This is a genomic window from Streptomyces sp. NPDC051822, from assembly GCF_044452745.1.
GTDB lineage: Bacteria > Actinomycetota > Actinomycetes > Streptomycetales > Streptomycetaceae > Streptomyces.
Genome location: NZ_JBITBZ010000001.1, coordinates 981,068 through 1,003,801 on the forward strand (window position 1 = coordinate 981,068; position 22,734 = coordinate 1,003,801).

Below are 22,734 nucleotides of genomic sequence, written 5' to 3' on the forward strand. Positions count from 1 at the left end.
GACCTCAGAACCTCTCGGGCTTGACGAGGGCGAGGACGAGATAGCCAAGCAGGGCGGCGGCCACGAGGAGACCGACGATGTTCTCGGCACTCACAGCTTGGCCACCCCCTTGGCGATGAAGGCCACCAGCGCGAAGACCGCGACCGTGGTGACGACGAAGGCCACGTCGGCCATCGTGAGCTCCCGGATGAAGGAAGAAGGAAGAACGGATTCTCGGACGAGATGAGGAAACCTCTCTCCAAGCCGCTCTCCGCCGCCGTTGACGTGCCCCTAACGCCGCGAATGCCCGTCTTGACGGTTCCCCTACGCGAGGCTCTCCCCATTGCCAGTGGCCGGAAGGGGACATATCTTCGAGCGAAACCTACGGACCGGGATGCTCGTCAGTCCCGGGGCGGTCCGCCGTTCACGGGCCTGACGGCGGGGAGCGGACCCTCAGGACGACGGGGGAGCTGGACGCCGGGCGTACGGGATATCCGTATCCACGTACCCGCAGGAGCTGAGCAGCACATGAGCAAGCACGTCCTGGCCCAGAACCAGTACGGCAAGGCCGAGAACCGCATCGTCACGGTCACCCGCAAGGGCGGCGACGGCGCGTGGCACGAGATCCGCGACCTGAACGTGTCGGTGGCGCTGCGCGGTGAGTACCGCGACGTCCACCTGACCGGCGACAACGGCAACTGCCTGCCGACGGACACCACCAAGAACACGGTCTACGCCTTCGCCAAGGAGCACGGCGTGGCCTCCCCGGAGGCCTTCGCCGTCCTCCTCGCCCGGCACTTCGTGTCCTCGCAGCCGGTGATCCACGAAGCGCAGATCCGGGTCGAGGAGTACGCCTGGGAACGGATCCCGGTCCCGACGCGCAAGGAGCAGCACTCCTTCGTGCGCAAGGGGCAGGAGGTCCGCACCGCGCAGGTCACGTACTCGGAGGCCACGGGGCTCCAGGTCCTCTCGGGCCTGAAGGGCCTGACGGTGATGAACTCGACCGGCTCCGAGTTCCACGGCTTCATCAAGGACGGGTACACGACGCTCAAGGAGGCGTACGACCGGATCCTGGCCACCAAGGTGACCGCCCGCTGGGCGAACTCGGCCTCGACGGCGGCGGACGCGGAGCACGACTGGGACCGCTCCTACGAGAAGGTGCGCCGCCACATGCTGGAGGCGTTCGCGGAGACGTACAGCTACTCGCTCCAGCAGACCCTGCACGCGATGGCCGGCCGGGTCCTCGACCACGTGTCCACGGTCAACGAGGTCCGGCTCAACCTGCCGAACAAGCACCACTTCCTGGTGGACCTGGAGCCGTTCGGCCTGAAGAACGACAACGAGGTGTACTTCGCCGCCGACCGGATGTACGGCCTCATCGAGGGCACCGTCCACCGCGACGGCGTCCGGCCGGTGATCGCGACCAGCGACTGGATCAGTGCCTGATTCGTATCCGGCTCACAGCAGCCCGGCCGCCCGGACTCCCAGCCACACGGCTCCGAGTCCGGCGGCCAGGCTCGCGGCGACGTTGCGCACCGCGTACCCCTTCTCCCCGTCCTCGTACAGCTTCAGCGTCTCGTACGAGAAGGTCGAGTACGTCGTCAGGGCTCCGCACAGGCCCGTGCCGAGCAACAGGTGGACGTGGACCGACGCGACCCCGGTGAGCAGTCCGAGCAGGAAGGAGCCGGCCACGTTCACCAGGAACGTGCCCCAGGGGAAGCCGGGGCCGAACCGGGCCCGTGCCGCACGGTCCGTGAGGTAGCGCAGGGGCGCGCCGACGGCGGCTCCCGCGACGACGAGCAGCCAGTTCACGCGCGCCCCGTCCGCCGCCGGCCGGTCCGCGCGCGTACGGCCCTGGCGGCGGTGACCCCGGCCAGGACGGCGGCGAGCGCGGTGACCGCGGTCCCGCCCAGGTAGAGCAGGCCCCGGGTCGGGTCACCCCCGCTCAACAGCCGCTCCGTTTCGAGGCCGTACGTCGAGAAGGTGGTGAACCCGCCGCAGAACCCGGTGCCGAGGAACGGGCGGAGAAGGGGGTGCGGGACGGCCGTCGACCACTCGGTCGACCGCTCCGTGAGAAGGACCATCAGCACGCCGAGGAGTGCGCACCCGGTCACGTTCACCGTGAACGTCGTCCAGGGGAAGGCGCCTTGCGGGGTCGGCCAGAGCAGCCCGGCGCCGTAGCGGGCGCTCGCGCCGAGGGCGCCGCCGGCGGCCACCACCCCGACGACCGGCAGTTGGGCGCGCAGTCGCATTCCCACAGGTTACGAGGCGTGGACAAGGCGAGGCGCACAGGCGCGGTTCCCGGCCTGGGGCATTAACCGGGATCCGGCCTGTGCTGCCTCGCTCTGCGATGGTCCGGCCACGCCCTGCGACGGGTCAAAGCCGGTCGGGCGAGTGTGTCAGATCCCCCCGGGACGTCCCCGAGGGCCGTGGCCGGGGTCCGCAGGAGAGGCGCGGAGGGGGCTTGAGACCCTTCCGACCTGCGACGACACGGCGAGGGGTGGTCCGGCCACCATCCGGCGGCCGATTCGGGTGCCGGGTACACCTCGTCCCGGACGGTGGTGCCGGGGGACGGTGGTGGGGCAGCGGGAGGGAGCTGCGCAACCTTCGGGCAGGAGTGTCGTGAGTACATCCGTCGCAATCAAGCGCAGGGCCGTCACCGGGGCTGTTCCTCCGGCCGCTCCCCTGGGCGTCGTCAGGTCCGTCCGCGCGGGCGGCTCGCGCGAGGACGTCTACGCCGAGCTGTGTGCCGCGCTGTTCTCCGGCTTCCCGCGCCGCGACCAGCGCCTGAAGGCCGAGCAGTACCTGCACGGCCTGCTCACCGCGCAGGGCCGCAAGTCGATCCGCAACATCGCCGCCCAGATAGGCGGGCCGGCCGCCGAGCAGAGCCTGCACCACTTCGTGTCCAGCTCCACCTGGGACTGGCAGCCCATGCGGGCCGCGCTCGCCCGGTTCCTGGAGCTGAACAGCTGCCCGCAGGCCTGGGTGGTGCGGCCCATGCCGATCCCGAAGGCCGGGGAGCACTCGGTGGGCGTGGACCGGCGCTTCGACCCGGAGCGCGGCCAGGTCTTCCACGGCCAGCAGGCGTTCGGGGTGTGGTTCGCCGGCGAGGAGCTGAGCGTTCCCGTCAACTGGCGCCTGTTCCTGCCGGACCCCTGGGTCAACGACCGCACCCGGCGCGACCGCGCGGAGGTCCCCCAGGAGGCCGGCGAGGAGACCCTGGAGGAGTGCGCGGTCGCCGCGGCGCTCGACACCGCCCGCTGGTCCGACGTGACCCGCAAGCCGGTGCTGCTCGACATCCGGGGCGGTGCGGGGCGCGCGGCCCTCACCCGGCTCTCCGCGGCCGGGGTGCCGGTCGTCGCCCGGATCAACCCGGGCTCCCGGCTCGCCATCGCCGACCGGTCGCTGCCCGGCTTCGGGGCGGGCCCGCTGTCCGCCCTGCAGATCCTGGACTCGCTCAAGGGCCTGCGCAGGCCGGTGAGCTGGGTCGACACCGTGGCCGGCGCCCGGACCTCGCGGACCTCGCTCGCCACGGCCGTCCGGGTGGCGCTGCCCACGCCGGGCGGGGAGCGGATGCGTCCGCTCGTGCTGCTCGGCGAGTGGGACGACCCGCGGCGCGCCCCGGCGCGGGTGTGGATCAGCGATCTGACCAGTTCGCCTGTCGGCTCCCTGGTGCGGCTCACGAAGCTGAGCCGCCGGGTGGAGCGGGACTTCGCCGAGGTCGGGGAGGAGGCGGGGCTGCGGGACTTCGTGGGCCGCTCGTTCCGTGGCTGGCACCGGCACATCACGCTGGCCTCGGCCGCCCACGCGGCGACGGTCCTGGCCGCGAACGACTGGGACGCGCCCTACGGCACCGGCTACCGCTCGGGCCGCACGGCCAGCTGAGGGCTCGCCGGGGCGGGACGTCCGTACGCGCGGAGGTCCCGCCGGTCGGCGCGCTCCCGTCGGTCGGCTCCGGTCGATCAGCTCCCATCGGTCGGCGCACTCCGGTCGGTCAGCGCGCTCCGGCCGGGCCCGGTGACGGGTCGGGGCCGGTGGCGGCGCGGCCGCGGGACAGGACCTCGCGGGTGCGCTGGAGGCGCAGGGCCAGCTGGACCTCCAGGACCTGGCCCGGCTTCTGCCACTCCGGTCCGAGGAGTTCACCGATCCGTTCGAGGCGGCGGGAGACCGTGTTGGGGTGGACGTGCAGCGCCTCGGCCGCGTTGGTCGGGCTGCCGCCGGAGGCGAAGTACGCCTCCAGGGTGTGCGTGAGGTCGGTGAACCGCTCGGCGTCGTAGTCGAGTACGGGCCCGATCGCCGCCTCGACGAAACCGTCGACGTCGTTGTCGTCGGACAGCAGCAGCCCGAGGAAGCCCAGGTCCTGCACGGAGGCCGCCGAGCCGGTGCCGCCGAGCGCGCTCATCGCGTCCAGGCAGCGCCCGGCCTCCTGGTACATCCGCACGACGCCGTCCGGGCTCCAGCCGGGTCCGGCGGCGGCGACCGAGACGGGGTGCCCGAGCAGCGGGGACAGTTCGGCGGCGACGGCCTTGGCGGCGGCCGAGGCGTCGATCCCAGGGAGCAGCAGCACGATGCAGCCGCCCTGCACGGTCTTCAGACCGGAGAGGCGGTACGCGTACGAGGACGCCCAGACGACGGCCCTGCCCTGTTCGCCGCCCTCGGGCCGCGCGAGCACGAGGACGTGCGGTTTGCGCAGGTCGACGCCGAGGCGGCGGGCCCGCTGGGCGATCTGCTGCGGCGCGTGCGGCGGGTCGGCGATGAGGTCGTCGAGGAGCTCGTCGCGGACGGGTCCTTCGGCGACGGCCGTGGAGCGGCGCATGAGGAGGAGGAAGGCGAAGGACTGGGCGGCGAGTTCGAGGAGCCGCTCGTCCTCGCCGGTGAGGCCGCCGGCCGCGCGGATGATCAGGCCGCCGAGGTCCTCGGAGCCGGCGATGACGGGGGCGACCCAGGTGTCGTCGGCGGCGAGGACCGGGCGGCGGCGGGCGTGCGCGTCGAGCGAGGCCTTGGCGACGGCCTCCTCGTCGAGACCGGGGATGTCGCCGGCGGTGGCGAGGCAGCGTCCGCCGGGGTCGCGGATCATCACGCTGGCGTCGAGGGCGTCGGCGGCGGCCTTGGCCACGTGGCACAGGTCGCCGCCCGCGAGGACGAGGTTCATGATGCGGCCGTGGGCCTCGCTGACGTGCCGCATGCGGGTGAGGCTGGTGCGGACCCGGGAGCTGTCCCGTTCCAGTTCGGAGACCTCGGCCCGGGTGCGGTCGAGGAGTCCGGCCTTCTCGACCGCGAGTGCGGCGAGGTCGGCGAGCGCGGAGAGCAGCCCGATCTCCTCGGCGGTGTGGTCGCGGACGCGGCGGTCGGCGCCGTGCAGGACGCCGATCACTGTGTCGCCGCTGCGCCGCGGCGCGGCCATCATGGCGTGCAGGTCCTCGGCGCGCAGGGCCGCTTCGGCGGCTTCGTCGAAGGCCGGGGCGTGGACTCCGGCGTCGAGGGAGCCGGAGGGGGCGAAGCGCTCGTCGGCGAGGTAGTCGGCGGTCCAGACGGCCTCGCCGTGGAGCTGTACGGCGCCGCCGAGCCCGTACCCCTCGGCGATCCTGAGCCCGGGGGCGAGCCGCGGCCCTTCGGTGCGGCCGGTGCGGGAGCCCTCGGTCGTGTGGACGTAGCAGGCTCCGTGCGGGCCGCGCAGGGTCACGTACGCGAGGTCGAGGCCGAGGAGCCGGCGGGCCCGGCGGGTGATGACGCGCAGCAGGCTGTCGAGGTCGTAGGAGGAGGTCAGGTCGCGCGCGGTGTCGGTGAGGGTGGCGAGTCCGGCTTCGCGGCGCGTGTCGTGCGCGGCTGCGGCGCGGGCCTCGCCGGCGAGTGCGACGGCCCGTTCGAGGCGGTGGAGTTCCTCGCCGGCGAGTCCGGAGAGGCGGGCCTCGTCGAGGAACGCGTCGAAGCGGGCGGGCGGGGCCTGCTGGGCGAGCAGTTCGAGGACCGTGAGCAGCGCGTCGGCACCACCGGCTCCGTCGGCGCCGTGCAAGGTCATGGTCCCGTCCCCCCGTGGTCGAGCGAAAATCGGGCACCTGGGCGGAAACCCGTACTGCTCGCCGAAACTAATTCGGCTTCGGGAGTCGGTCAACGGTGAGTTGCCGCACTTCATTCCCGGTGGCGGGGCCGTGAGCCCCGTCCGGCGGAGCCGGTCGCGGCCCGCCCGGGCCGTCCCGGCGGTCAGCCGACGGAGCCCGCCGGGACGAGCCGGGACCGTGCCGGGTCGTACTGGGAGGGGACGCGGGGCGCGTACACGGGGCGGGCGACGGTGTTCCGCACCGTGAGGACCGAGCGCTGGAGACGGTGGAGGCGGGCCGAGGGCTCCATGCCGCTCTCCCCCTTGAGGGCCACGCGCAGCCGCTCGAACACGGTCAGGGCCTCGTCGTACTGTCCGCAGCGCAGCAGGGCCACCATGTAGTGGGCGTGGAGGGGCTCGTTGGTGCGGTAGCGGGCGACGAGCCCGGAGAGTTCGGAGACGAGGTCGGCGTGCCGGCCGAGGCCCAGCTGTGCTTCCACCCACTGGTCGAGGACGCTCAGCCGGGAGGTTTCGAGGCGTTCGATCTCCCGGCGGAGGCGGGGGCCGGCGGCGACGCCCGCATAGGGTTCGCCGCGCCACAGGGCGAGCGCCTCACCGAGGCGGAGCGCGGCGCGCGGGAGGTCGCCGGCCTCCATCGCGCGGTAGCCGGCGCCTGCCGCGCGCTCGAACTGCCAGACGTCGTGGGCGCCGCCGCCGGTGTCGAGGCGGTAGCCGCCGGGCTGGGAGACGAGGATGGCGTCGGCGGTGCGCCGGTCGGACCAGTCGGAGTCGGATTCCGCAGGTTCGGTGCCGCGCAGCAGGGCCGCCGTGATGAGGGCGCGCAGCTCGGCTATGTGGGCCTGGAGTTCGGCGCGGGCGCCGCGGGGCGCGCCGGACGGCCAGAGTTCCTCGGTCAGCACGGTCACGGGGACGACCTGGTCGGCGCTGGCCGTGAGCAGGGCGAGGAGTTGCCGGGGTGCGGCCGCGGTCGGGGTGATCGAGACCCCGTTCTCACGTACCGACAGTCCCCCCAGGATCCGGACGTCCACCTTGCCCCCTCAGTGCCTGTGCGGTGTCTGCGCGCGGGATGACTCTTGTTGATTAGAAAAGACCCCCGTAGGCATGTCAATAAGAAACCGGAGGGTACGGAATCCGGGTCTGGGATATCGGGGTGATTCACCCCCTTTGCGGGAGTATTGGTGCGTCAGGTTTTCGTCACTGGCGCAGACCTGCACCCCTCGGAAGGCTGTTTCCGGACTCGGGGGTACGCTTTCGCAGGGTCCTTGCGGATGCCGGAGGGGCCGACACGCGCGAGTTCACGCCAGAATCCGGGCGCTCGGTATGGTTCCGGTCCGGCTAAAGGGGCTCTGCCGGCGACTCAAGAGGCTCAAGAGGCTCAAGAAGCGGCTCTAGAGCACGGCGGCGGCCGTCAGCAGCCCGAACGCGACGATGATGAGAGCCGTACGGACACGGTGGAAACCGTTCCAGCGCTTCTCGAAGGCGGCCCGGACCGACGCCGGGTCGTCGCCCGGGGCCTCCGACGCGGCCAGCGCGTTGTTGAGCGGGACGTTGCCGCCGATGGTGACCAGGTGGTTGAGGACCGCGCACACCAGCCCCGCCAGGACCAGCCACTTCTGGGTGTCCGTGCGCCCGTCGACCGGGACGAAGAAGGCGGCGGCGGGCAGGGCGACGACGCCGAGGAAGACGGTCAGGAACACGCCCTTCGGCACGTACTCGTTGATCCGGCGCATCGCCGTGACGAACTCGGCGTCCGTGAGGCGGGCGAGCGCGGGCATGATCCCGGTCTGGAAGATCAGCATGAATCCGGCGTACAGACCGGTGCATCCGACGGCGAGGGCGAGCAGCAGGGAGGCCATGCGGTCATTGTGACCCGCTGCCCGCCACGCGCGTCAGCTGTACGGGTCCCCTGATCTCAACTCACCCTCGCGCGAGGGACCTTCACTCGGAGCGCCGTCGCCGGGACCCATCAGTCCCTCGGCCTGCCGTACCGCCTCGGCCAGCTCCCGCACCACCGCCGAACCCGACCGGCCGGAGATCGCCTCGGCGCGCTCCGCAAGCGCCCTCAGCCCCGGGGCGCCCGGCAGTCCGCCGCCGCGCAGGGCGTCCGCGAAGTAGGCCGCGATCGCCGTCAGTTGCAGGCTGTCGTGACCGCCGCCCCAGATGTCCCCGGTAAGCCCGCCCGTAGCGACGCTGCCGGACCGCTCGCGCGGCGCCCGCGTGGCCGGGTCGAGCCAGCGGACGGTGGCGGTGGCGACCGGCCCCGTCGCCCCCGGCCTGGTCCTGACCGCGTACAGCGCGGTGACGGTGTGCCCGGCCCCGACCTCGCCGCCGTCGACCCGGTCGTCGCGGAAGTCCTCGTCGGCGACCTCCCGGTTCTCGTAGCCGATCAGCCGGAACTTCTCCACGGTCCGCCGGTCGAAGGCGACCTGCGCCTTGGCGTCGCGGGCCCGCAGCTCCACGTGGGAGGGCAGCTGGTCGACGAAGACCTTGCGGGCCTGCGCCGAGTTGGAGACGTACGTCGTCTGGCCGTCGCCCTTGTCGGCGAGCTGTTCCATGAACTCGTCGCCGTACTCGCTGCCGACGCCGACGCCGAACAGGGTGATCCCGTACCGCCGGCGCTCCTCCTCGATGCGCTCCAGGATCGTCCCGGCCTCGGTGGCGCCGGTGTTGGCGAGCGCGTCGGAGAGCAGGACGACCCGGTTGGTGGCGCCCTTGCGGTGGCCTTCGACGGCGACGTCGTAACCGGTGCGGACACCCGCCTCGACATTGGTGGAGGCGCTCGTCGCGAGGGAGCCCACGACCTCGCGGATCCGGCCGCGGTCCTCCCCCACGCGGGTCATCGGCAGCCGGGTCTCGGCCTCGTCGCTGAAGGTGACGAGCGCGATCGAGTCGTCGTCGCGGAGCTGGTCGGCGAGCAGGCCGAGGGACTCCTTGACGAGGTCGAGCCGCCCCGGCTCGGCCATCGACCCCGAGACGTCGACGACGAAGGTGAGGGCGGCGGGCGGGCGCTCGGCGCCCCGGTCCGCGCCCCGGGTGGCGAGCCCCACGCGGACGAGGGACCAGCCGTCCTGCCCCGTGCGGGCCCCGTCGAGGGTCACGCTGAAGCCGTTGTCCGCCGGGCGCGGGTAGTCCGGGCGGAAGCTGTTGACGAACTCCTCCGGGCGCACGGTCGCCGGAGCGGGCAGCCGCCCCTCGGCGAGGGTGCGGCGGGCGTAGCCGTACGAGGCGGTGTCCACGTCCAGGGCGAAGGTGGACAGGTAGTCGGGGGCCGGGGCCGGTGAGCGCTGCTCGCCGTCCTTCCCTTCCTCGTTCCCGCCGTCGGGGCGGGCGGTTCCGCCGCCGTCGGGGACCGCCGGGGCGGTCCCGCCGGACTCCCGGCCCGACAGGTCCGACCGGTCGGAGGTGCTCCTCTCCTCGCCCGCCCCGCAGCCCGCGACGGCGAGTCCCGCGGCGAGCAGGCCCGCGATCGTGGCCGTGAACCGGCCCCGTCTGCGTCGGCCCGCACCGTCCCCCCTGTCCGTCCTGTCCGCCCCGCCCGTCCTGTCCATCCTGTCGATGGGTCGTCCCATGTCATCTCCCCCTCTTGATCCGGCACTTGTGAATGTGACGAACGAGAGGGCCGTTGGGACCCGTCGAAGGGGTTGCGGATGGATCTCGATGCTGCAACGGCGAGGGGGTGGCGACCAATGGCAGGGATTCGCCAACCTTCTCAACAGGGCTTGTCACCGTGTGCAGTCGCATGCGTACATGGAGTGGACATCGATCGGGCGGGGGTGGTCAGCGGTGGCAGAGAGCGCGGGCTCCGTGATGCTCGCCCGTTCGGCGATGAACCGGGCCGCGACCGAGGGACAGCGGCCCGCGGGGCGCCCGGTCCGGGGTGCGCGGCGCATCAGCGCGGCGCTCGCCGGGCTGGCCGCCTCCACCCGGTACGAGCTGCTGACCTTCGACGATCCGGTCGCCTCCGCGGGCTGCGCGATCCCGGGGCCGTTCCTCGAACTGGCGGGAGCGTGCATGCGGGCGGCGGCCGAGCGGGCCGGCGAGGTCAGGAGGATCGTGCCGCGGCACGCCCTGCCCCGGCTCGAAGGCGGGCTCGCGATGCCCGGCCGGGCCCGGCTCGCGGAGGCCATCCCCTTCAAGATGATCCTCGTCGACCGCGCGGTGGCCGCGGTCCCGCTCGACCTGGAACTGCTCTACAACGGCCTGCTGCTGATCCGCGACCCGGTGGTGGTGCAGGCCCTCGTCCGCGCCCATCACGCCTGCTGGGCCGCGGCCGAGGAGCTGACGTACATACCGCCGCCTCCCCCTCGGAGCGATCTGCCGCCGCAGCTGCGCCCGGTGCTCGACGCCCTCCTGTCGGGGCTCACGGACGAGACGGCGGCGGCCCGGCTCGGCATGTCCGCGCGGACGTACAGCCGCCGGGTGGGCGAGCTGATGGCCGCCCTCGGCACGACGAGCCGCTTCCGCGCGGGCGCGGAAGCGGCTCGAAGGGGGTGGGTGTGACCTCTGGCCTCAGGACACGATGTCCTTGCGGGCGAAGCCCCGGAAGGCGAGCGCGAAGAGGACCACCGCGTACGTCAGGGAGATCGCGGTTCCCTTCACCATGCCGCCCCACTCCAGCTGCGGCTGCAGCGCGTCGATCCAGGCGAACTGCCAGTGCGCGGGCAGGTACTCGCGCCAGTCTCCGAGCGCCGTGACGGCGTCCAGGACGTTGCCGACGATGGTCAGGCCGACGGCGCCGCCCACCGCGCCGAGCGGGGCGTCGGTGCGGGTGGACAGCCAGAAGGCGAGGCCGGCCGTGACCAGTTGGGAGGCGAAGACGAACGCGACGGCGACGGCGATGCGGAACAGCGCGTCCCCCGCGGGCACCGAGCCGCCCGTCGGCAGCTGGAGCGGCCCCCAGCCGTAGGCGACCGTGCCCACGGCCAGAGCCACGAGCGGAAGAAGGACCATCGCGGCGGCGCTGTAGCCGAGGGCGACGGCCAGCTTGGAGGCGAGCAGCCGTGACCGGGGTACGGGCGCGGCCAGGAGGTAGCGCAGCGAGGACCAGCTCGCCTCCGAGGCGACGGTGTCCCCGCAGAACAGGGCCACCGGGATGACGAGGAGGAAACCGGCCGAGACGAAGAGGCAGGTCGCCGCGAAGTTGGCGCCCGAGGCGGTCGCCGTGTCCATCAGGGTGATGCGGCCGTTGCGGTCGCCGTCCTCACCGCCGATCGCGAAGGCGATCACCAGGATGAACGGCAGGGCGACCAGGATGCCGCCCATCACCAGGGTGCGGCGCCGCTTCCACTGGCGCAGGGCCTCGACGCGCAGCGGCAGGGTGCGTCCGGGGCGGTAGCCGGGGGCGGACTCCGTCGTGCCCGTGCGGGTGGTGGTGGGGGTGCTCATGCGGCTCCGCCTCCGATCAGGGTCAGGAACGCGTCTTCGAGGCGCCGGTGCGGTCCGACCCCGGTCAGCGGCACGTCCAGGCGGACGAGTTCGCCGATGAGGGCGGTCGCGTCGGTGCCGTCGAGCCTGACCAGGAGTCCGCCGTCGGCGCGGGTGGCCGCGGCGACGCCGGGCAGGGCGGCCGTCTTCTCGACGAGCGCGTCGTCGATCTCCCGGGCCAGGCTCACGAGCAGGGTGTCGCCGGAGCCGGTGATCTCGGCGACCGGCCCCGCCTGCACGAGCTGTCCCCGGTCCATGACGACGAGGTGGGTGCAGGACTGTTCGACCTCCGCGAGGAGGTGGCTGGAGACGATGACGGTACGGCCCCCGGCCGCGTACCGGATCATCACCTCGCGCATCTCGCGGATCTGCGGCGGGTCGAGTCCGTTGGTGGGCTCGTCCAGGATGAGGAGGTCCGGCAGGCCGAGCATGGCCTGGGCGAGGGCGAGGCGCTGCCGCATGCCCTGCGAGTAGGTCCGGACCGCGCGTTCCAGGGCGCCGCCCAGGTTCGCGATCCGCAGGGCCTCGTCGACATGGGCGTCCTCGGCGGGGCGGCCGGTGGCCTTCCAGTACAGGTCCAGGTTCTCCCGTCCTGACAGGTGCGGCAGGAAGCCGGCGCCCTCGACGAAGGCGCCGACCCGGGAGAGGACCGGGGCGCCGGGCCTGATGGCCTGGCCGAAGACCCGGATCTCGCCCTCGTCGGGGGTGATCAGGCCCATCAGCATGCGCAGGGTGGTGGTCTTGCCCGCGCCGTTCGGCCCGAGGAGGCCGAGGACCTGTCCCTGTTCGACGCGGAAGGAGAGGTCCCGGACGCTGTACCGGTCGCCGCCCTTGTACTTCTTGGAGAGTCCGGCGATCTGGAGCGGTACGGCGGCCAGTTCGGGGTCGGGCGCGGGGGCGGTGGTACGGCGGCGGGCGGTGAGCAGCAGCGCGGCGGCGACGGCGAGGCCGAGGAGCGGCAGGCCCCAGACCCACCAGGGCAGCGTGGCGGCCTGGGTGTCGAGGCCGGGCGCGGTGGGGACGGTGAGCGGGCTCTCTACGCCGACGGTGTAGGCGGCGGGGGCGGCCGGGGAGGCGTAGCCGAGGTCGGTGGCGGCGACGACGAGCCGGAGCCGGTGCCCGGCCTCCACCTCGTGGTCGATCGCCGGCAGCGTGAGCGTGAGGCCCTTCCCGGCCTTGGCTGCGTCGACGCGGACGGAGGTGACGAGCTGGGCGGGCAGGACCTGCTGCCGGCCGTCGGGCCCGACGTCGTACACCTTGGCGAAGAGGACGGCGGAGCCGTCGGCGGCGGTGGAGGTGACCTTGACGCGGACGGTCGGGGTGCCGGTGATCCGGAGCGGCTCGGTCTGCGGCTTCGCGTCGAACCTGGCGTGCTGGCCGGGGAAGTCGAGGGAGATGCCGACGCCGAGCGAGGAGAGTCCGGCGACGCCGCCGCCGAGGCCGGGGACGGCTGAGACGGCGGGCGGTGCGGCGCCCGCGGGGTTGGCGAAGGTCTGCGCCGGTCCGGTGAGGGGGACGGCCGTGGTGCCGGCGGTGAGCCCCGGGTAGCGGTCGGCGGTCGCGGCGCGCAGGGTGGCCTGGCCGTCGGTGGAGTCGACGCCGCCGGTGCGGCTGACGCGGAATGCGGGGCCGGTGTCGACGGAGGTGTCGCGCTTCAGCCAGCGGTCGAACCAGCCGCTGATACGCCGCTCGACGCGCTCGGTCTCGCGGTCGCCGCCGTCGTGGCCGCCGGAGATCCAGTCGACGGCGACGGGGGCTCCGTTGGCGGTGAGGGCCTTGGCCATGGCGTCGGACTGGGCCAGGGTGAAGAGGGAGTCGGACTGGCCCTGGACGAGCAGGGCGGGCACCTTGATCCTGGCGCCGACGGCGGAGGGGCTGCGGGCTTCGAGGAGGGCGCGGGCGGCGGCGTCGGGCTTCCCGGAGACGGCGACCCGCTGGTAGAGCGCGCACAGTTCGGGGGTGAAGCGCCCGCAGGCGTCGGCGGCGGCCTTGCCCGCGGCGGCACGGGGCTGTGCGCCCTGCTGGGCGCCCGGCTGTGCGCCTGGTTGCGCGCCCGGCTGGGCCGTCGTTCCGGCGGAGAAGAAGATGCCGGCCCACAGCTTCTTGAAGACGCCCTCGGGGAACAGCGCGTCGGCGAGGTTCCAGTAGGTGATCTGCGGGGCGATGGCGTCGACGCGCGGGTCGTTCCCGGCGGCGAGCAGGGAGATCGCGCCGCCGTAGGAGGCGCCGGTGACGCCGACGCGCGGGTCGCCCGCCTTGTCGAGGAGGACCTCGGGCCGGGCGGCGAGCCAGTCGATCAGCTTCCTGGCGTCCCTGACCTCGTGGTCGGGGTCGTTGAGGCCGATCTGCCCGGTGGAGGCGCCGAAGCCGCGGGCGGACCAGGTGAGGACGGCGTAGCCGTCGCGGGCGAGCTGTTCGGCCTGGGCCCGGACGTCGTCCTTCGAGCCGCCGAAGCCGTGGCCGAGGAGGACGGCGGGCCTGCGCCCGTCACCGTCCCCGGTGAAGTACGAGGTGTCGAGTTTCACGCCGTCGAGGTCGAGCATCCGGTCCGCGCGGTGCACGGGCGGCGGATCGTCCGAGGCGACGGCGGTCACAGTGCCGGCACCCGCGAGAACGGCGAGGACGGCGGTGACCGCGGCCCACCGGGGAAGTCGGAGTCGCATGCTGTCGAGCCTATGCGGGCTCGCTGTGGACCTCTGCTGCCCGGGGACGGAGGCGCCCGCCCTCCTGAGGTCGTACGTGGCGCGGCCCCGTACCACGGGCGCGGTATTCGGCCGGTACTCCCGGTGCCGCGGAAAGGCCCCCGGGCATCCGCCGAAGCGGGCCTGGGGGCCTTCCTCACCTCAGTGCCGTCAGTGGTTGCGCGGGAAGCCCAGGTCCACGCCCGCCGGGGCCTCGGACGGGTCCGGCCAGCGGGTGGTGACGACCTTGCCGCGGGTGTAGAAGTGCACGCCGTCGGTGCCGTAGATGTGGTGGTCGCCGAAGAGCGAGTCCTTCCAGCCACCGAAGGAGTGGTAGCCGACCGGCACCGGGATCGGCACGTTCACGCCGACCATGCCGGCCTCGACCTCCATCTGGAAGCGGCGGGCCGCGCCGCCGTCGCGGGTGAAGATCGCGGTGCCGTTGCCGAAGCGCGAGCCGTTGATGAGGGCGAGGCCCTCCTCGTACGTCTCGGCGCGCAGCACGCAGAGCACCGGGCCGAAGATCTCGTCCTGGTAGGCCTTGGCCGTGGTCGGCACGTGGTCCAGGAGGGAGAGGCCGATCCAGTGGCCGTCCTCGTGGCCCTCGACCGTGTAGCCCGTGCCGTCGAGGACGACCTCGCAGCCCTCGTCCGCCGCGCCGTGGACGTAGGAGGCGACCTTGTCGCGGTGGACGGCCGTGATGAGCGGGCCCATCTCGGAGGTGGGGTCGGTGCCGGGGCCGATCTTGATCTTCTCGGCGCGCTCGCGGATCTTCTGGACCAGCTCGTCGCCGACGGCGCCGACGGCCACGACCGCCGAGATGGCCATGCAGCGCTCGCCGGCGGAGCCGTACGCCGCCGAGACGGCCGCGTCGGCCGCCGCGTCGAGGTCGGCGTCCGGGAGGACCAGCATGTGGTTCTTCGCGCCGCCGAGCGCCTGGACGCGCTTGCCGTTGGCGGAGGCGGTGGTGTGGATGTGGCGGGCGATCGGCGTCGAGCCCACGAAGGAGATCGCGGAGACGTCCGGGTGCTCCAGGAGCCGGTCCACGGAGACCTTGTCGCCGTTCAGGACGTTGAACACGCCGTCCGGGAGGCCCGCCTCGGCGAGCAGCTCGGCGATCTTCAGGGCCGGCGAGGGGTCCTTCTCGCTGGGCTTGAGGATGAAGGTGTTGCCGGTCGCGATGGCGATCGGGAACATCCACATCGGCACCATGGCCGGGAAGTTGAAGGGCGTGATGCCGGCGACGACGCCGACCGGCTGGCGGATCGAGGCCACGTCCACCCGGTTCGACACCTGGGTGGACAGCTCGCCCTTGAGCTGGGTGGTGATGCCGCAGGCCAGGTCGACGATCTCCAGGCCGCGGGCGACCTCGCCGAGGGCGTCCGAGTGGACCTTGCCGTGCTCGGCGACGATCAGCTCGGCGATGGCGTCGCGGTTGGCGTCGAGCAGCGCGCGGAACTTGAAGAGGATCGTGGTGCGCTGGGCGAGGGACGAGGTGCCCCACGTCGCGAAGGCGTCCTTCGCGGCGGCGACGGCGGCGTCCACCTCCTCGACGGAGGCGAGCGCGACCTGGGTGGTGACGGCGCCGGTGGCCGGGTCCGTGACCGGGCCCCAGTTGCCCGACGTGCCCTCGACGGTCTTGCCACCGATCCAGTGGTGGACGGTCTTCGTCATGACGAGTTACTCCTTCAGAGATGGCGGCGTCGGGCGGTGACGTGCCGGTCGTACTCCTCCCGGGCCTTGACCGCCGACGGGCGGGTCGAGGTCTCGGCCACGGGCACATCCCACCACGCCTGCGCCGGGGGCGGGCCCGACACAGTGTCTGGCGTTTCGGTCTCGACGTAGACACATGTGGGAACCGTCGCGGCCCGCGCGTCGGCGAGGGCTTCCCGCAGGTCACGGATGGTGCGGGGACGCAGCACCCGCATCCCGAGGGAGGCGGCGTTGGCGCCGAGGTCGACGGGGAGGGGCGGGCCGGTGAAGCCGCCGTCCGCGTCGCGGTGCCGGTAGTCGGTGCCGTACCGCTCGGAGCCGACCGCCTCCGAGAGGCCGCCGATGGAGGCGTAGCCGTGGTTCTGGAGGACGATCAGCCTGAGGGGGAGGCGCTCCTGCACGGCGGTGACGATTTCGGTGGGGTTCATCAGGTACGTACCGTCGCCGACGAGGGCCCAGACGGGCCGGTCGGGTGCGGCGAGCAGGACGCCGATGGCCGCCGGGATCTCGTAGCCCATGCAGGAGTAGCCGTATTCGACGTGGTACTGGTCCGGTGCGCGGGTCCGCCACAGCTTGTGGAGGTCGCCGGGAAGCGAGCCGGCCGCGTTGACCAGGATGTCGCTGGCGTCGACCAGAGTGTCGAGTACGCCGAGGACCTGGGCCTGGGTGGGGCGGGCGTCCTCGTCGGGGACGGCGTACGCGGCGTCGGCGCGGGTCTGCCAGCGGAGCTTCTCCTCGGCGTACTCGTGCACATAGTGCGCGGTGACGTGGTGCGGGTCGAGGAGCGCGTGGAGCTGTTCCAGGCCTTCGCGGGCGTCCGCGACGAGCGGGAGCGCGGCCATCTTGTGGGAGTCGAATGCGGCGATGTTGAGGTTGACGAACCGCAGGCCGGGGTGGCCGAAGAGGGTGCCGGAGGCGGTGGTGAAGTCGGTCCAGCGGGTGCCGACGCCGAGGACCACGTCGGCGGTGCGCGCCAGGTGGTCGGCGACGGCGGTGCCGGTGTGGCCGATGCCGCCGACGTCCTGGGGGTGGCCGTGCGGGAGCACTCCCTTGCCGGCCTGGGTGGCGGCGACGGGGATGCCGGTGAGCGTGGCGAAGTCGTGGAGCGCCTCCTCGGCCCCGCTGTACCGGACCCCGCCGCCGACGACGATCAGCGGACGGGTGGCCCCGCCGATCGCCGCGACGGCGGCGGTCAGTTCGTGTTCGTCAGGGGAGGGGCGGCGGACCCGCCAGGTCCGCTCGGCGAAGAACTCCTCCGGCCAGTCGTAAGCCTCCGCCTGGACGTCCTGGGGCAGGGCGAGGGTCACCGCGCCGGTCTCCACGGGGTCGGCGAGGACCCGCGCCGCGGCGAGCGCGGCCGGGATCAGGGCCTCGGGGCGCCCGATCCGGTCGAAGTACTTCGAGACGGGGCGCAGGCAGTCGTTGACGGAGACGTCGCCGGCGTACGGGACTTCGAGCTGCTGGAGCACGGGGTCGGCGGGGCGTCCCGCGAAGGTGTCTCCGGGCAGGAGCAGGACGGGCAGGTGGTTGACGGTGGCGAGGGCGGCACCGGTGACGAGGTTGGTGGCGCCGGGGCCGATGGAGGTGGTGACGGCGTGCGCGGAGAGCCGGTTGCGCTGGCGTGCGTAGCCGACGGCGGCGTGCACCATGGCCTGTTCGTTACGGCCCTGGTGGAAGGGCATGCGGGGTTCTTCGAGGAGCGCCTGGCCGATCCCGGCGACGTTCCCGTGGCCGAAGATGCCCCAGGTGGCGGCGATCAGCCGGTGCCGGGCTCCGTCGCGCTCCGTGTACTGGGCGGCGAGGAAGCGCACGAGCGCCTGGGCGACGGTCAGCCGGATGGTCATGCTGATCCCCTGCTCATCGGTATCCCCTGTTCATGCGTATCCCTCCGTGTGGTCCGGGTGGAAGCAGATCTTCCACTCGCGCTCGGGGCCGGGGCCCGCCATCACGTTGAGGTAGTAGAGGTCGTGCCCCGGCTGGGCGATCGAGGGGCCGTGCCATCCGTCCGGTACGAGGACGGCGTCGCCGTCGCGCACCTCGGCGAGGAGCTCCGTGCCGCCGGGCCGGGAGGGGGAGATCCGCTGGTAGGCGAGGCCCCGCGGGCCCTCGATCTCGTAGTAGTAGATCTCTTCGAGGACGGACTCGGCGCCCGGGCGGTGCTCGTCGTGCTTGTGCGGCGGGTAGGAGGACCAGTTGCCGCCGGGCGTGACGACCTCGACGGCGATGAGCCGGTCGCAGTCGAAGGCGTCGGCCGAGGCGAAGTTCCGCACCCGGCGTGCGCGGTTGCCGCTGCCGCGCGTCTCGACGGGAACCTCCGGCGCGGGGCCGTAGCGGGCGGGGAGTCGTCGCTCGCACTTCGCTCCTGCCAAAGCGAAGCGGCCTCCCGCACCGGAGGCGATCTGGGCGTGGGCGTCGCGCGGTACATAGGCGAAGTCGGTCACTCCGTCGAACACGCTCGCGCGGCCCAGGAGTTCGAGGATCTCGCCGTCGACGCGCACGCTACAGGCACCGGAGAGGGGAAGCACGACCCATTCGGAATCCCCGCTCCCGAAGGAGTGGATCTCCCCCGGTCCGAGGGTGAGGACCCGCAGGGCGGAGTACGCCCATCCGGCCCGGCCGGGATCGATGTGGAGCGCGTACGGGCCCTGGGTGGCGGTCCCGGCGGACAGGTGGAGGGAGGGAGCGGGCGGGTGGAGGGAGGGAGCGGGCGGGTGGAGGGAAGAGGCGGGCGGGTCGGGGGAAGAGGCGGGCGGGTCGGCGTTCATGGCGGATCCCTACCCCCTCTCCCGGATCGTTCCCGTGCTCTCGGGGTTCGTTCCGGGGCCCTCAGGGATCTTTCGGGGGCGCTCGGGGATCGTTCCCGTGCCCGTCGCGAGCGCCTCGGCGATCTCCTCCGCGTACGGCATGGCGGACGAGCAGGCGAGACGGCCCGCGACGATCGCCCCGGCGGCGTTGGCGTGGCGCAGGATCGTGTCGAGGTCCCGGCCGGCGAGCAGTCCGTGGACGAGCGCCCCGCCGAACGCGTCGCCGGCGCCCAGGCCGTTGACGACGTCCACCGGCAGCGGCGGCACCTCGGCGCCGGTCCCGTCGGCGGCGAGCGCGAGGACGCCCTTGGGGCCCTGCTTGACGACGGCGAGCCGGAGTCCTCCCCCGCCGGCGGCCAGCAGGGCGCGGGCGGCGGCGTACGGATCGCGCTCCCCCGTCCCCACCTCGCACTCGTCGAGGTTGCCGACGGCGACGGTCGCGTGCCGCAGGGCCTCGCGGTAGTACGGGCGGGCCTCGGCGGGGTCCGCCCAGAACATCGGCCGCCAGTCCAGGTCGAGGACCGTCACCTCCCGGCCGGACCTGGCCCGCAGCGCCTCCAGGGTCGCGGTACGGCTCGGCTCGGCGCTCAGGCCGGTGCCGGTCGCCCAGAAGACGCGGGCGGCGCGGATCGCGTCGAGATCGAGCTCGTGCGGGTGGATCTCCAGGTCGGGCGCCTTGGGGCGGCGGTAGAAGGTGAGCGGGAAGTCGTCGGGCGGGAAGAGGGCGCAGAAGGTGACCGGAGTCGGGTACTCCTCGACCTCGCCCACCCACCGCTCGTCCACGCCGAAGCCCTTGAGCTCGCGGCGCAGATAGGTGCCGAAGGGGTCGGCGCCGGTGCGGGAGACGAGGGCGGTGCGACGGCCCAGGCGGGCGGCGGCGACGGCCACGTTGGCCGCGGAGCCGCCGAGGAACTTGCCGAAGGTCTCGACGCGGTCGAGGCCGACGCCGGTCTGGAGCGGGTACAGGTCCACGCCGAGGCGCCCCATGGTGATCAGGTCGTACGGCTCGGTCTCCACGCGCCACCTCTCGCGTCCGGTCTGCCCGTCCCGGCCGGTCACCCCAGGTCTAGTCGGCCGTACGGAGGCGTGTCAACGACATGTCCGGACATTCGGACGACCGGAAGGGGCGGGACGGGCCGGGGCTGATCGGCGGGAGCGGAACGGGCGGGACCGGACGAGGCCGGAGCGGCCCGCTTGACGGTGCTCTCGGGGCCCGGCGAAGGTGGCAGGCATGACGAAGCCGCCGAAGCCGTCGTTGTCCCCGTCGCCCCCGCCCCCGTCGCCCCCGTCCCGGATCCGGATCGGCTCCGCCCCGGACTCGTGGGGTGTCTGGTTCCCCGACGATCCCCGGCAGGTGCCGTGGCAGCGCTTCCTCGACGAGGTGTCCGGCGCGGGCTACGAGTGGATCGAGCTGGGGCCGTACGGCTATCTGCCGACCGATCCGGCCGTCCTCAGGGACGAGACCGAGCGGCGCGGCCTGCGGGTCTCGGCGGGGACGGTCTTCACCGGCCTCCACCACGGCCCCGGCGTCTGGGAGCGGACCTGGGCGCACGTCGCGGAGAACGCGGCCCTCGCCCAGGCCGTGGGCGCCGGCCATCTCGTCGTCATCCCGTCCTTCTGGCGCGACGACCGCACGGGCGAGGTCCTGGAGGAGCGGACCCTCACCACCGGACAGTGGCGGGACCTGACGCGGCTGACCGAGCGTCTCGGCCGGGAGGTGCGCGAGCGGTACGGGCTGCGGATCGTGGTCCACCCGCACGCCGACACCCATCTGGACGGCGAGGAGAGCGTCACGCGGTTCCTCGACGCCACCGACCCGGAGGCGGTCTCGCTCTGCCTGGACACCGGGCACTACGCGTACGCGGGCGGGGACAGCGTCAAGCTGATCGAGACGTACGGCGAGCGGATCGGCTACCTCCACCTCAAGCAGGTCGACCCGGAGGTGCTGGCCGGGGTGGTGGCCGAGGGGGTGCCGTTCGGGCCCGCGGTGGCGCGGGGCGTGATGTGCGAGCCGCCGTCCGGGGTGCCCGCCCTGGAGCCCGTGCTCGCCGCCGCGTCGGCCCTGGACGCGGACCTGTTCGCGATCGTCGAGCAGGACATGTACCCGTGCGAGCCGGACGTCCCGTACCCGATCGCGCTGCGCACCCGGCGCTTTCTGCGCTCCTGCGGCGCGTGACCGGCGCATACCCCTCTGACCGGGGAGGACGCACGGAGACACACCGTTGTTCCGATACTCCGCTTTCGTCACGCACGTCCCTTCGGCGTCACACGTGTCTCCGTTACGCGGGTCTTCCGTCACAGGCGCACGACAGGCGTTCTCCTGCGGTCTGAAGGGGTCGTTGCAGGGGGCAATGGCTCAGTGATCGCCAACGCCCGCCCGCAGCGCCCCCGAACGGCACCCCCGCCGCCGCTGCGTGGCGCGCAGGGAGGTACCAGGCATGACGGACAGAAGGCTCTGGTCGTACAAGGACATCGCCGCGCACATCCGGGTCCAGCCGGACACGGTCCGCTCTTACCGGAAGCACGGACTGCTGCCGCCGCCCGACCAGGTCGAATCGGGGAAGCCCTACTGGTACCCGGACACGATCCGCGCCTGGGTCGCCAGCCGCCCCGGCAACCGGGGCCGCCGCGACTGACGCGACTGACGCGACTGACGCGACTGACGCGACTGAGACAACCGCGCCACGACGGTCACCCCACGGCGTCGGCACCGGGAGGATCCGGTGCCGGCGCCGCGTCGTGGGGGGGACAGCCGGTGTCAGACGAGGGCGTCGTAGATGTTCCAGCCCCAGCCGACCCGCTTCCGGATGGGTCCCGGGGGCGCGTAGTAGGTGCCCTCGTACGTCCAGAGGATGCCGTCCCTGTCGCGGGCCACGAGGTCCGGCGGACCGAGGCGCCCGAGCTCCCCGGTGCCCACGAGGCCGGAGTAGACGTTCCACCCGCCGCCGACGCGGACGCGCGGCGCGAAAGGTACGGCGGGGTCGCGCGGGAGGCTCTGCCGGTAGAGCCAGAGCACTCCGCTCGTGTCCCTGGCGACGAGGCCGTCGCCGAGCGCGGTCATCGCGGTGTAGGCGTTCCAGCCGCCGCCGACCCGGACGGGTGCCTTGAAGGGGGCCGCGGGCGGGGCCTGGTGGGAGCGCACGTAGTGCCAGAGGACACCGGAACGGTCCCGGGCGAGCAGGCCTCCCGGCGTACCGGTGAGGGCGGTGTAGGCGTTCCAGCCGCCGCCGACCCGCACGCGCGGCCAGTACGGTGCGGCCGGGTCGCCCGAGCCGGAGTAGTACCAGAGGGTGCCGGCGCCGTCCCGGGCGACGAGGTCGCCGCCGCCGTCCGCCGTCGAGGGGCCGAGCTTGGTGAGCGCCGTGTAGACGCCCCAGCCCCCGCCGACCCGCGTGCGCGCCTTGAAGGGTGCGTCCTCCTTGCCCGTCCCCTCGTACTGCCAGAGCACGCCGCTCCGGTCGCGGGCGTGCAGCGCCGTGCGCCGGTAGGCCTCCGGGGTGCCGTCGACGAACTGGAACTCGACGGGCCCGTCGGCGAGTTTCTCGCCCGCCGCGGTGACCGAGACGGTGCCCCGGGCGGGGACGCCCACGGAACCGTACGTGGCCGCGTCGACCCGGACGGCGTAGGTGATGGTGGGCGCGGCCGTGGTCGTCGGGAGTTGGGTGTAGGGGTGCTCCCCGTCATGGGGACCGTTGAGCGGGCAGGGCGTGAACGGGCCGCCGTTCACGGAGCACGACCAGGTGAGGTAGGAGAGCCAGCCGGGCCGTTCGCTGTTCCACCATTCGAGGTTGGTCCAGTCGATCCGGGCCGAGACCTGTCCGGTGGCACCGGCCGGGAGGGTGGCGAGCAGGTAGGTGGTGACGGGGCCCTCCTCGCCCGCGGGGACGACGACGGTGCCGTCCCGCTGGACGACGGTGCCGGGCTCGGGCGCCGCGGTGGCCGGGCCGGGGGTGCGCGCCGTGAGGGGCGCGGCGAGAGCCTGCGCCCCTCCGGTGGCCGGGGGGATCAGAGCGGCGAGCAGGACACTCGCCGCGACCAGAAACGTACGGGTGTTTCTCATGGATCCCCCTTGAAG

19 protein-coding genes are annotated in these 22,734 nt (G+C 73.2%); 5 read left to right on the forward strand and 14 right to left on the reverse strand.

All coding sequences use genetic code 11. The features are described 5' to 3' along the window. Positions 1–4 precede the first annotated feature (4 nt). Positions 5–94 carry a K(+)-transporting ATPase subunit F gene (gene kdpF, locus ACIA8N_RS04415; protein ID WP_033204243.1) on the reverse strand — a complete coding sequence of 30 codons (90 nt, stop codon included), beginning with the start codon at positions 92–94 and terminating at the stop codon, positions 5–7. 413 nt (positions 95–507) lie between these two features. Here kdpF and pucL point away from each other — a divergent pair, with 413 nt between their 5' ends. Then, positions 508–1,425, forward strand: a complete 918-nt coding sequence (gene pucL / locus ACIA8N_RS04420; protein WP_365778081.1) for a factor-independent urate hydroxylase — start codon at positions 508–510, stop codon at positions 1,423–1,425. A gap of 12 nt (positions 1,426–1,437) precedes the next feature. Here the strand turns inward: pucL and crcB are convergent, their stop codons facing one another. Both crcB and ACIA8N_RS04430 read right to left on the reverse strand, forming a co-directional pair. Beyond that, positions 1,438–1,791: a fluoride efflux transporter CrcB gene (crcB, locus tag ACIA8N_RS04425; RefSeq protein WP_365778079.1), complete on the reverse strand. Its 354-nt coding sequence runs from the start codon at positions 1,789–1,791 to the stop codon at positions 1,438–1,440. After that, a complete protein-coding gene (locus ACIA8N_RS04430; protein WP_365778077.1) occupies positions 1,788–2,231 on the reverse strand; it encodes a CrcB family protein in 444 nt (147 codons plus the stop codon). Before ACIA8N_RS04430 ends, crcB begins: the two co-directional genes overlap by 4 nt. A gap of 370 nt (positions 2,232–2,601) precedes the next feature. On the opposite strand from ACIA8N_RS04430, the gene ACIA8N_RS04435 reads away from it, so the two are divergent. Further along, a complete protein-coding gene (locus tag ACIA8N_RS04435; protein ID WP_030553000.1) occupies positions 2,602–3,864 on the forward strand; it encodes a transposase in 1,263 nt (420 codons plus the stop codon). A gap of 109 nt (positions 3,865–3,973) precedes the next feature. On the opposite strand, the gene ACIA8N_RS04440 is transcribed toward ACIA8N_RS04435, so the two are convergent. The 4 genes from ACIA8N_RS04440 to ACIA8N_RS04455 all read right to left on the reverse strand — a co-directional run bounded on the left by ACIA8N_RS04440 (position 3,974) and on the right by ACIA8N_RS04455 (position 9,585). Continuing rightward, positions 3,974–5,998: a helix-turn-helix domain-containing protein gene (locus ACIA8N_RS04440; RefSeq protein WP_399415638.1), complete on the reverse strand. Its 2,025-nt coding sequence runs from the start codon at positions 5,996–5,998 to the stop codon at positions 3,974–3,976. A 182-nt stretch (positions 5,999–6,180) separates the two neighbouring features. Continuing rightward, a complete protein-coding gene (locus ACIA8N_RS04445; RefSeq protein ID WP_365778073.1) occupies positions 6,181–7,065 on the reverse strand; it encodes an AfsR/SARP family transcriptional regulator in 885 nt (294 codons plus the stop codon). Positions 7,066–7,425: 360 nt separating this feature from the next. After that, positions 7,426–7,893, reverse strand: a complete 468-nt coding sequence (locus ACIA8N_RS04450; protein ID WP_365778071.1) for an anthrone oxygenase family protein — start codon at positions 7,891–7,893, stop codon at positions 7,426–7,428. Between the two features lie 33 nt (positions 7,894–7,926). Beyond that, positions 7,927–9,585, reverse strand: a complete 1,659-nt coding sequence (locus ACIA8N_RS04455; RefSeq protein ID WP_365778202.1) for a von Willebrand factor type A domain-containing protein — start codon at positions 9,583–9,585, stop codon at positions 7,927–7,929. Between the two features lie 235 nt (positions 9,586–9,820). On the opposite strand from ACIA8N_RS04455, the gene ACIA8N_RS04460 reads away from it, so the two are divergent. Then, on the forward strand, positions 9,821–10,537 hold the full coding sequence (locus ACIA8N_RS04460; RefSeq protein ID WP_365778069.1) for a DNA-binding response regulator: 717 nt from the start codon (positions 9,821–9,823) through the stop codon (positions 10,535–10,537). Positions 10,538–10,546: 9 nt separating this feature from the next. Here ACIA8N_RS04460 and ACIA8N_RS04465 read toward each other — a convergent pair whose 3' ends face one another. From ACIA8N_RS04465 to iolC, 6 genes are all read right to left on the reverse strand, one after another. Further along, the gene (locus ACIA8N_RS04465; RefSeq protein WP_365778067.1) at positions 10,547–11,422 is read right to left on the reverse strand and encodes an ABC transporter permease subunit; all 876 of its coding nucleotides are present in this window, start codon (positions 11,420–11,422) and stop codon (positions 10,547–10,549) included. Continuing rightward, a complete protein-coding gene (locus ACIA8N_RS04470) occupies positions 11,419–14,124 on the reverse strand; it encodes a CocE/NonD family hydrolase (RefSeq protein ID WP_365778065.1) in 2,706 nt (901 codons plus the stop codon). Before ACIA8N_RS04470 ends, ACIA8N_RS04465 begins: the two co-directional genes overlap by 4 nt. A gap of 189 nt (positions 14,125–14,313) precedes the next feature. Further along, on the reverse strand, positions 14,314–15,816 hold the full coding sequence (mmsA, locus tag ACIA8N_RS04475; RefSeq protein WP_365778063.1) for a CoA-acylating methylmalonate-semialdehyde dehydrogenase: 1,503 nt from the start codon (positions 15,814–15,816) through the stop codon (positions 14,314–14,316). A gap of 14 nt (positions 15,817–15,830) precedes the next feature. Further along, positions 15,831–17,699 carry a 3D-(3,5/4)-trihydroxycyclohexane-1,2-dione acylhydrolase (decyclizing) gene (iolD, locus tag ACIA8N_RS04480; RefSeq protein ID WP_365778061.1) on the reverse strand — a complete coding sequence of 623 codons (1,869 nt, stop codon included), beginning with the start codon at positions 17,697–17,699 and terminating at the stop codon, positions 15,831–15,833. A 30-nt stretch (positions 17,700–17,729) separates the two neighbouring features. Further along, on the reverse strand, positions 17,730–18,620 hold the full coding sequence (gene iolB, locus ACIA8N_RS04485; RefSeq protein ID WP_365778059.1) for a 5-deoxy-glucuronate isomerase: 891 nt from the start codon (positions 18,618–18,620) through the stop codon (positions 17,730–17,732). 9 nt (positions 18,621–18,629) lie between these two features. After that, entirely contained in the window at positions 18,630–19,646 is a 1,017-nt protein-coding gene (gene iolC / locus ACIA8N_RS04490; protein ID WP_365778200.1) for a 5-dehydro-2-deoxygluconokinase, read from the reverse strand. Between the two features lie 244 nt (positions 19,647–19,890). Between iolC and ACIA8N_RS04495 the strand changes: the two genes are divergently transcribed. Continuing rightward, complete coding sequence (locus ACIA8N_RS04495; protein ID WP_365778057.1) at positions 19,891–20,835, forward strand: sugar phosphate isomerase/epimerase; 945 nt, start codon at positions 19,891–19,893, stop codon at positions 20,833–20,835. A 262-nt stretch (positions 20,836–21,097) separates the two neighbouring features. Continuing rightward, a complete protein-coding gene (locus tag ACIA8N_RS04500; RefSeq protein ID WP_030222057.1) occupies positions 21,098–21,295 on the forward strand; it encodes an AlpA family transcriptional regulator in 198 nt (65 codons plus the stop codon). A gap of 122 nt (positions 21,296–21,417) precedes the next feature. Here the strand turns inward: ACIA8N_RS04500 and ACIA8N_RS04505 are convergent, their stop codons facing one another. After that, entirely contained in the window at positions 21,418–22,719 is a 1,302-nt protein-coding gene (locus ACIA8N_RS04505) for a tachylectin-related carbohydrate-binding protein (RefSeq protein ID WP_365778055.1), read from the reverse strand. Positions 22,720–22,734 lie beyond the last annotated feature (15 nt).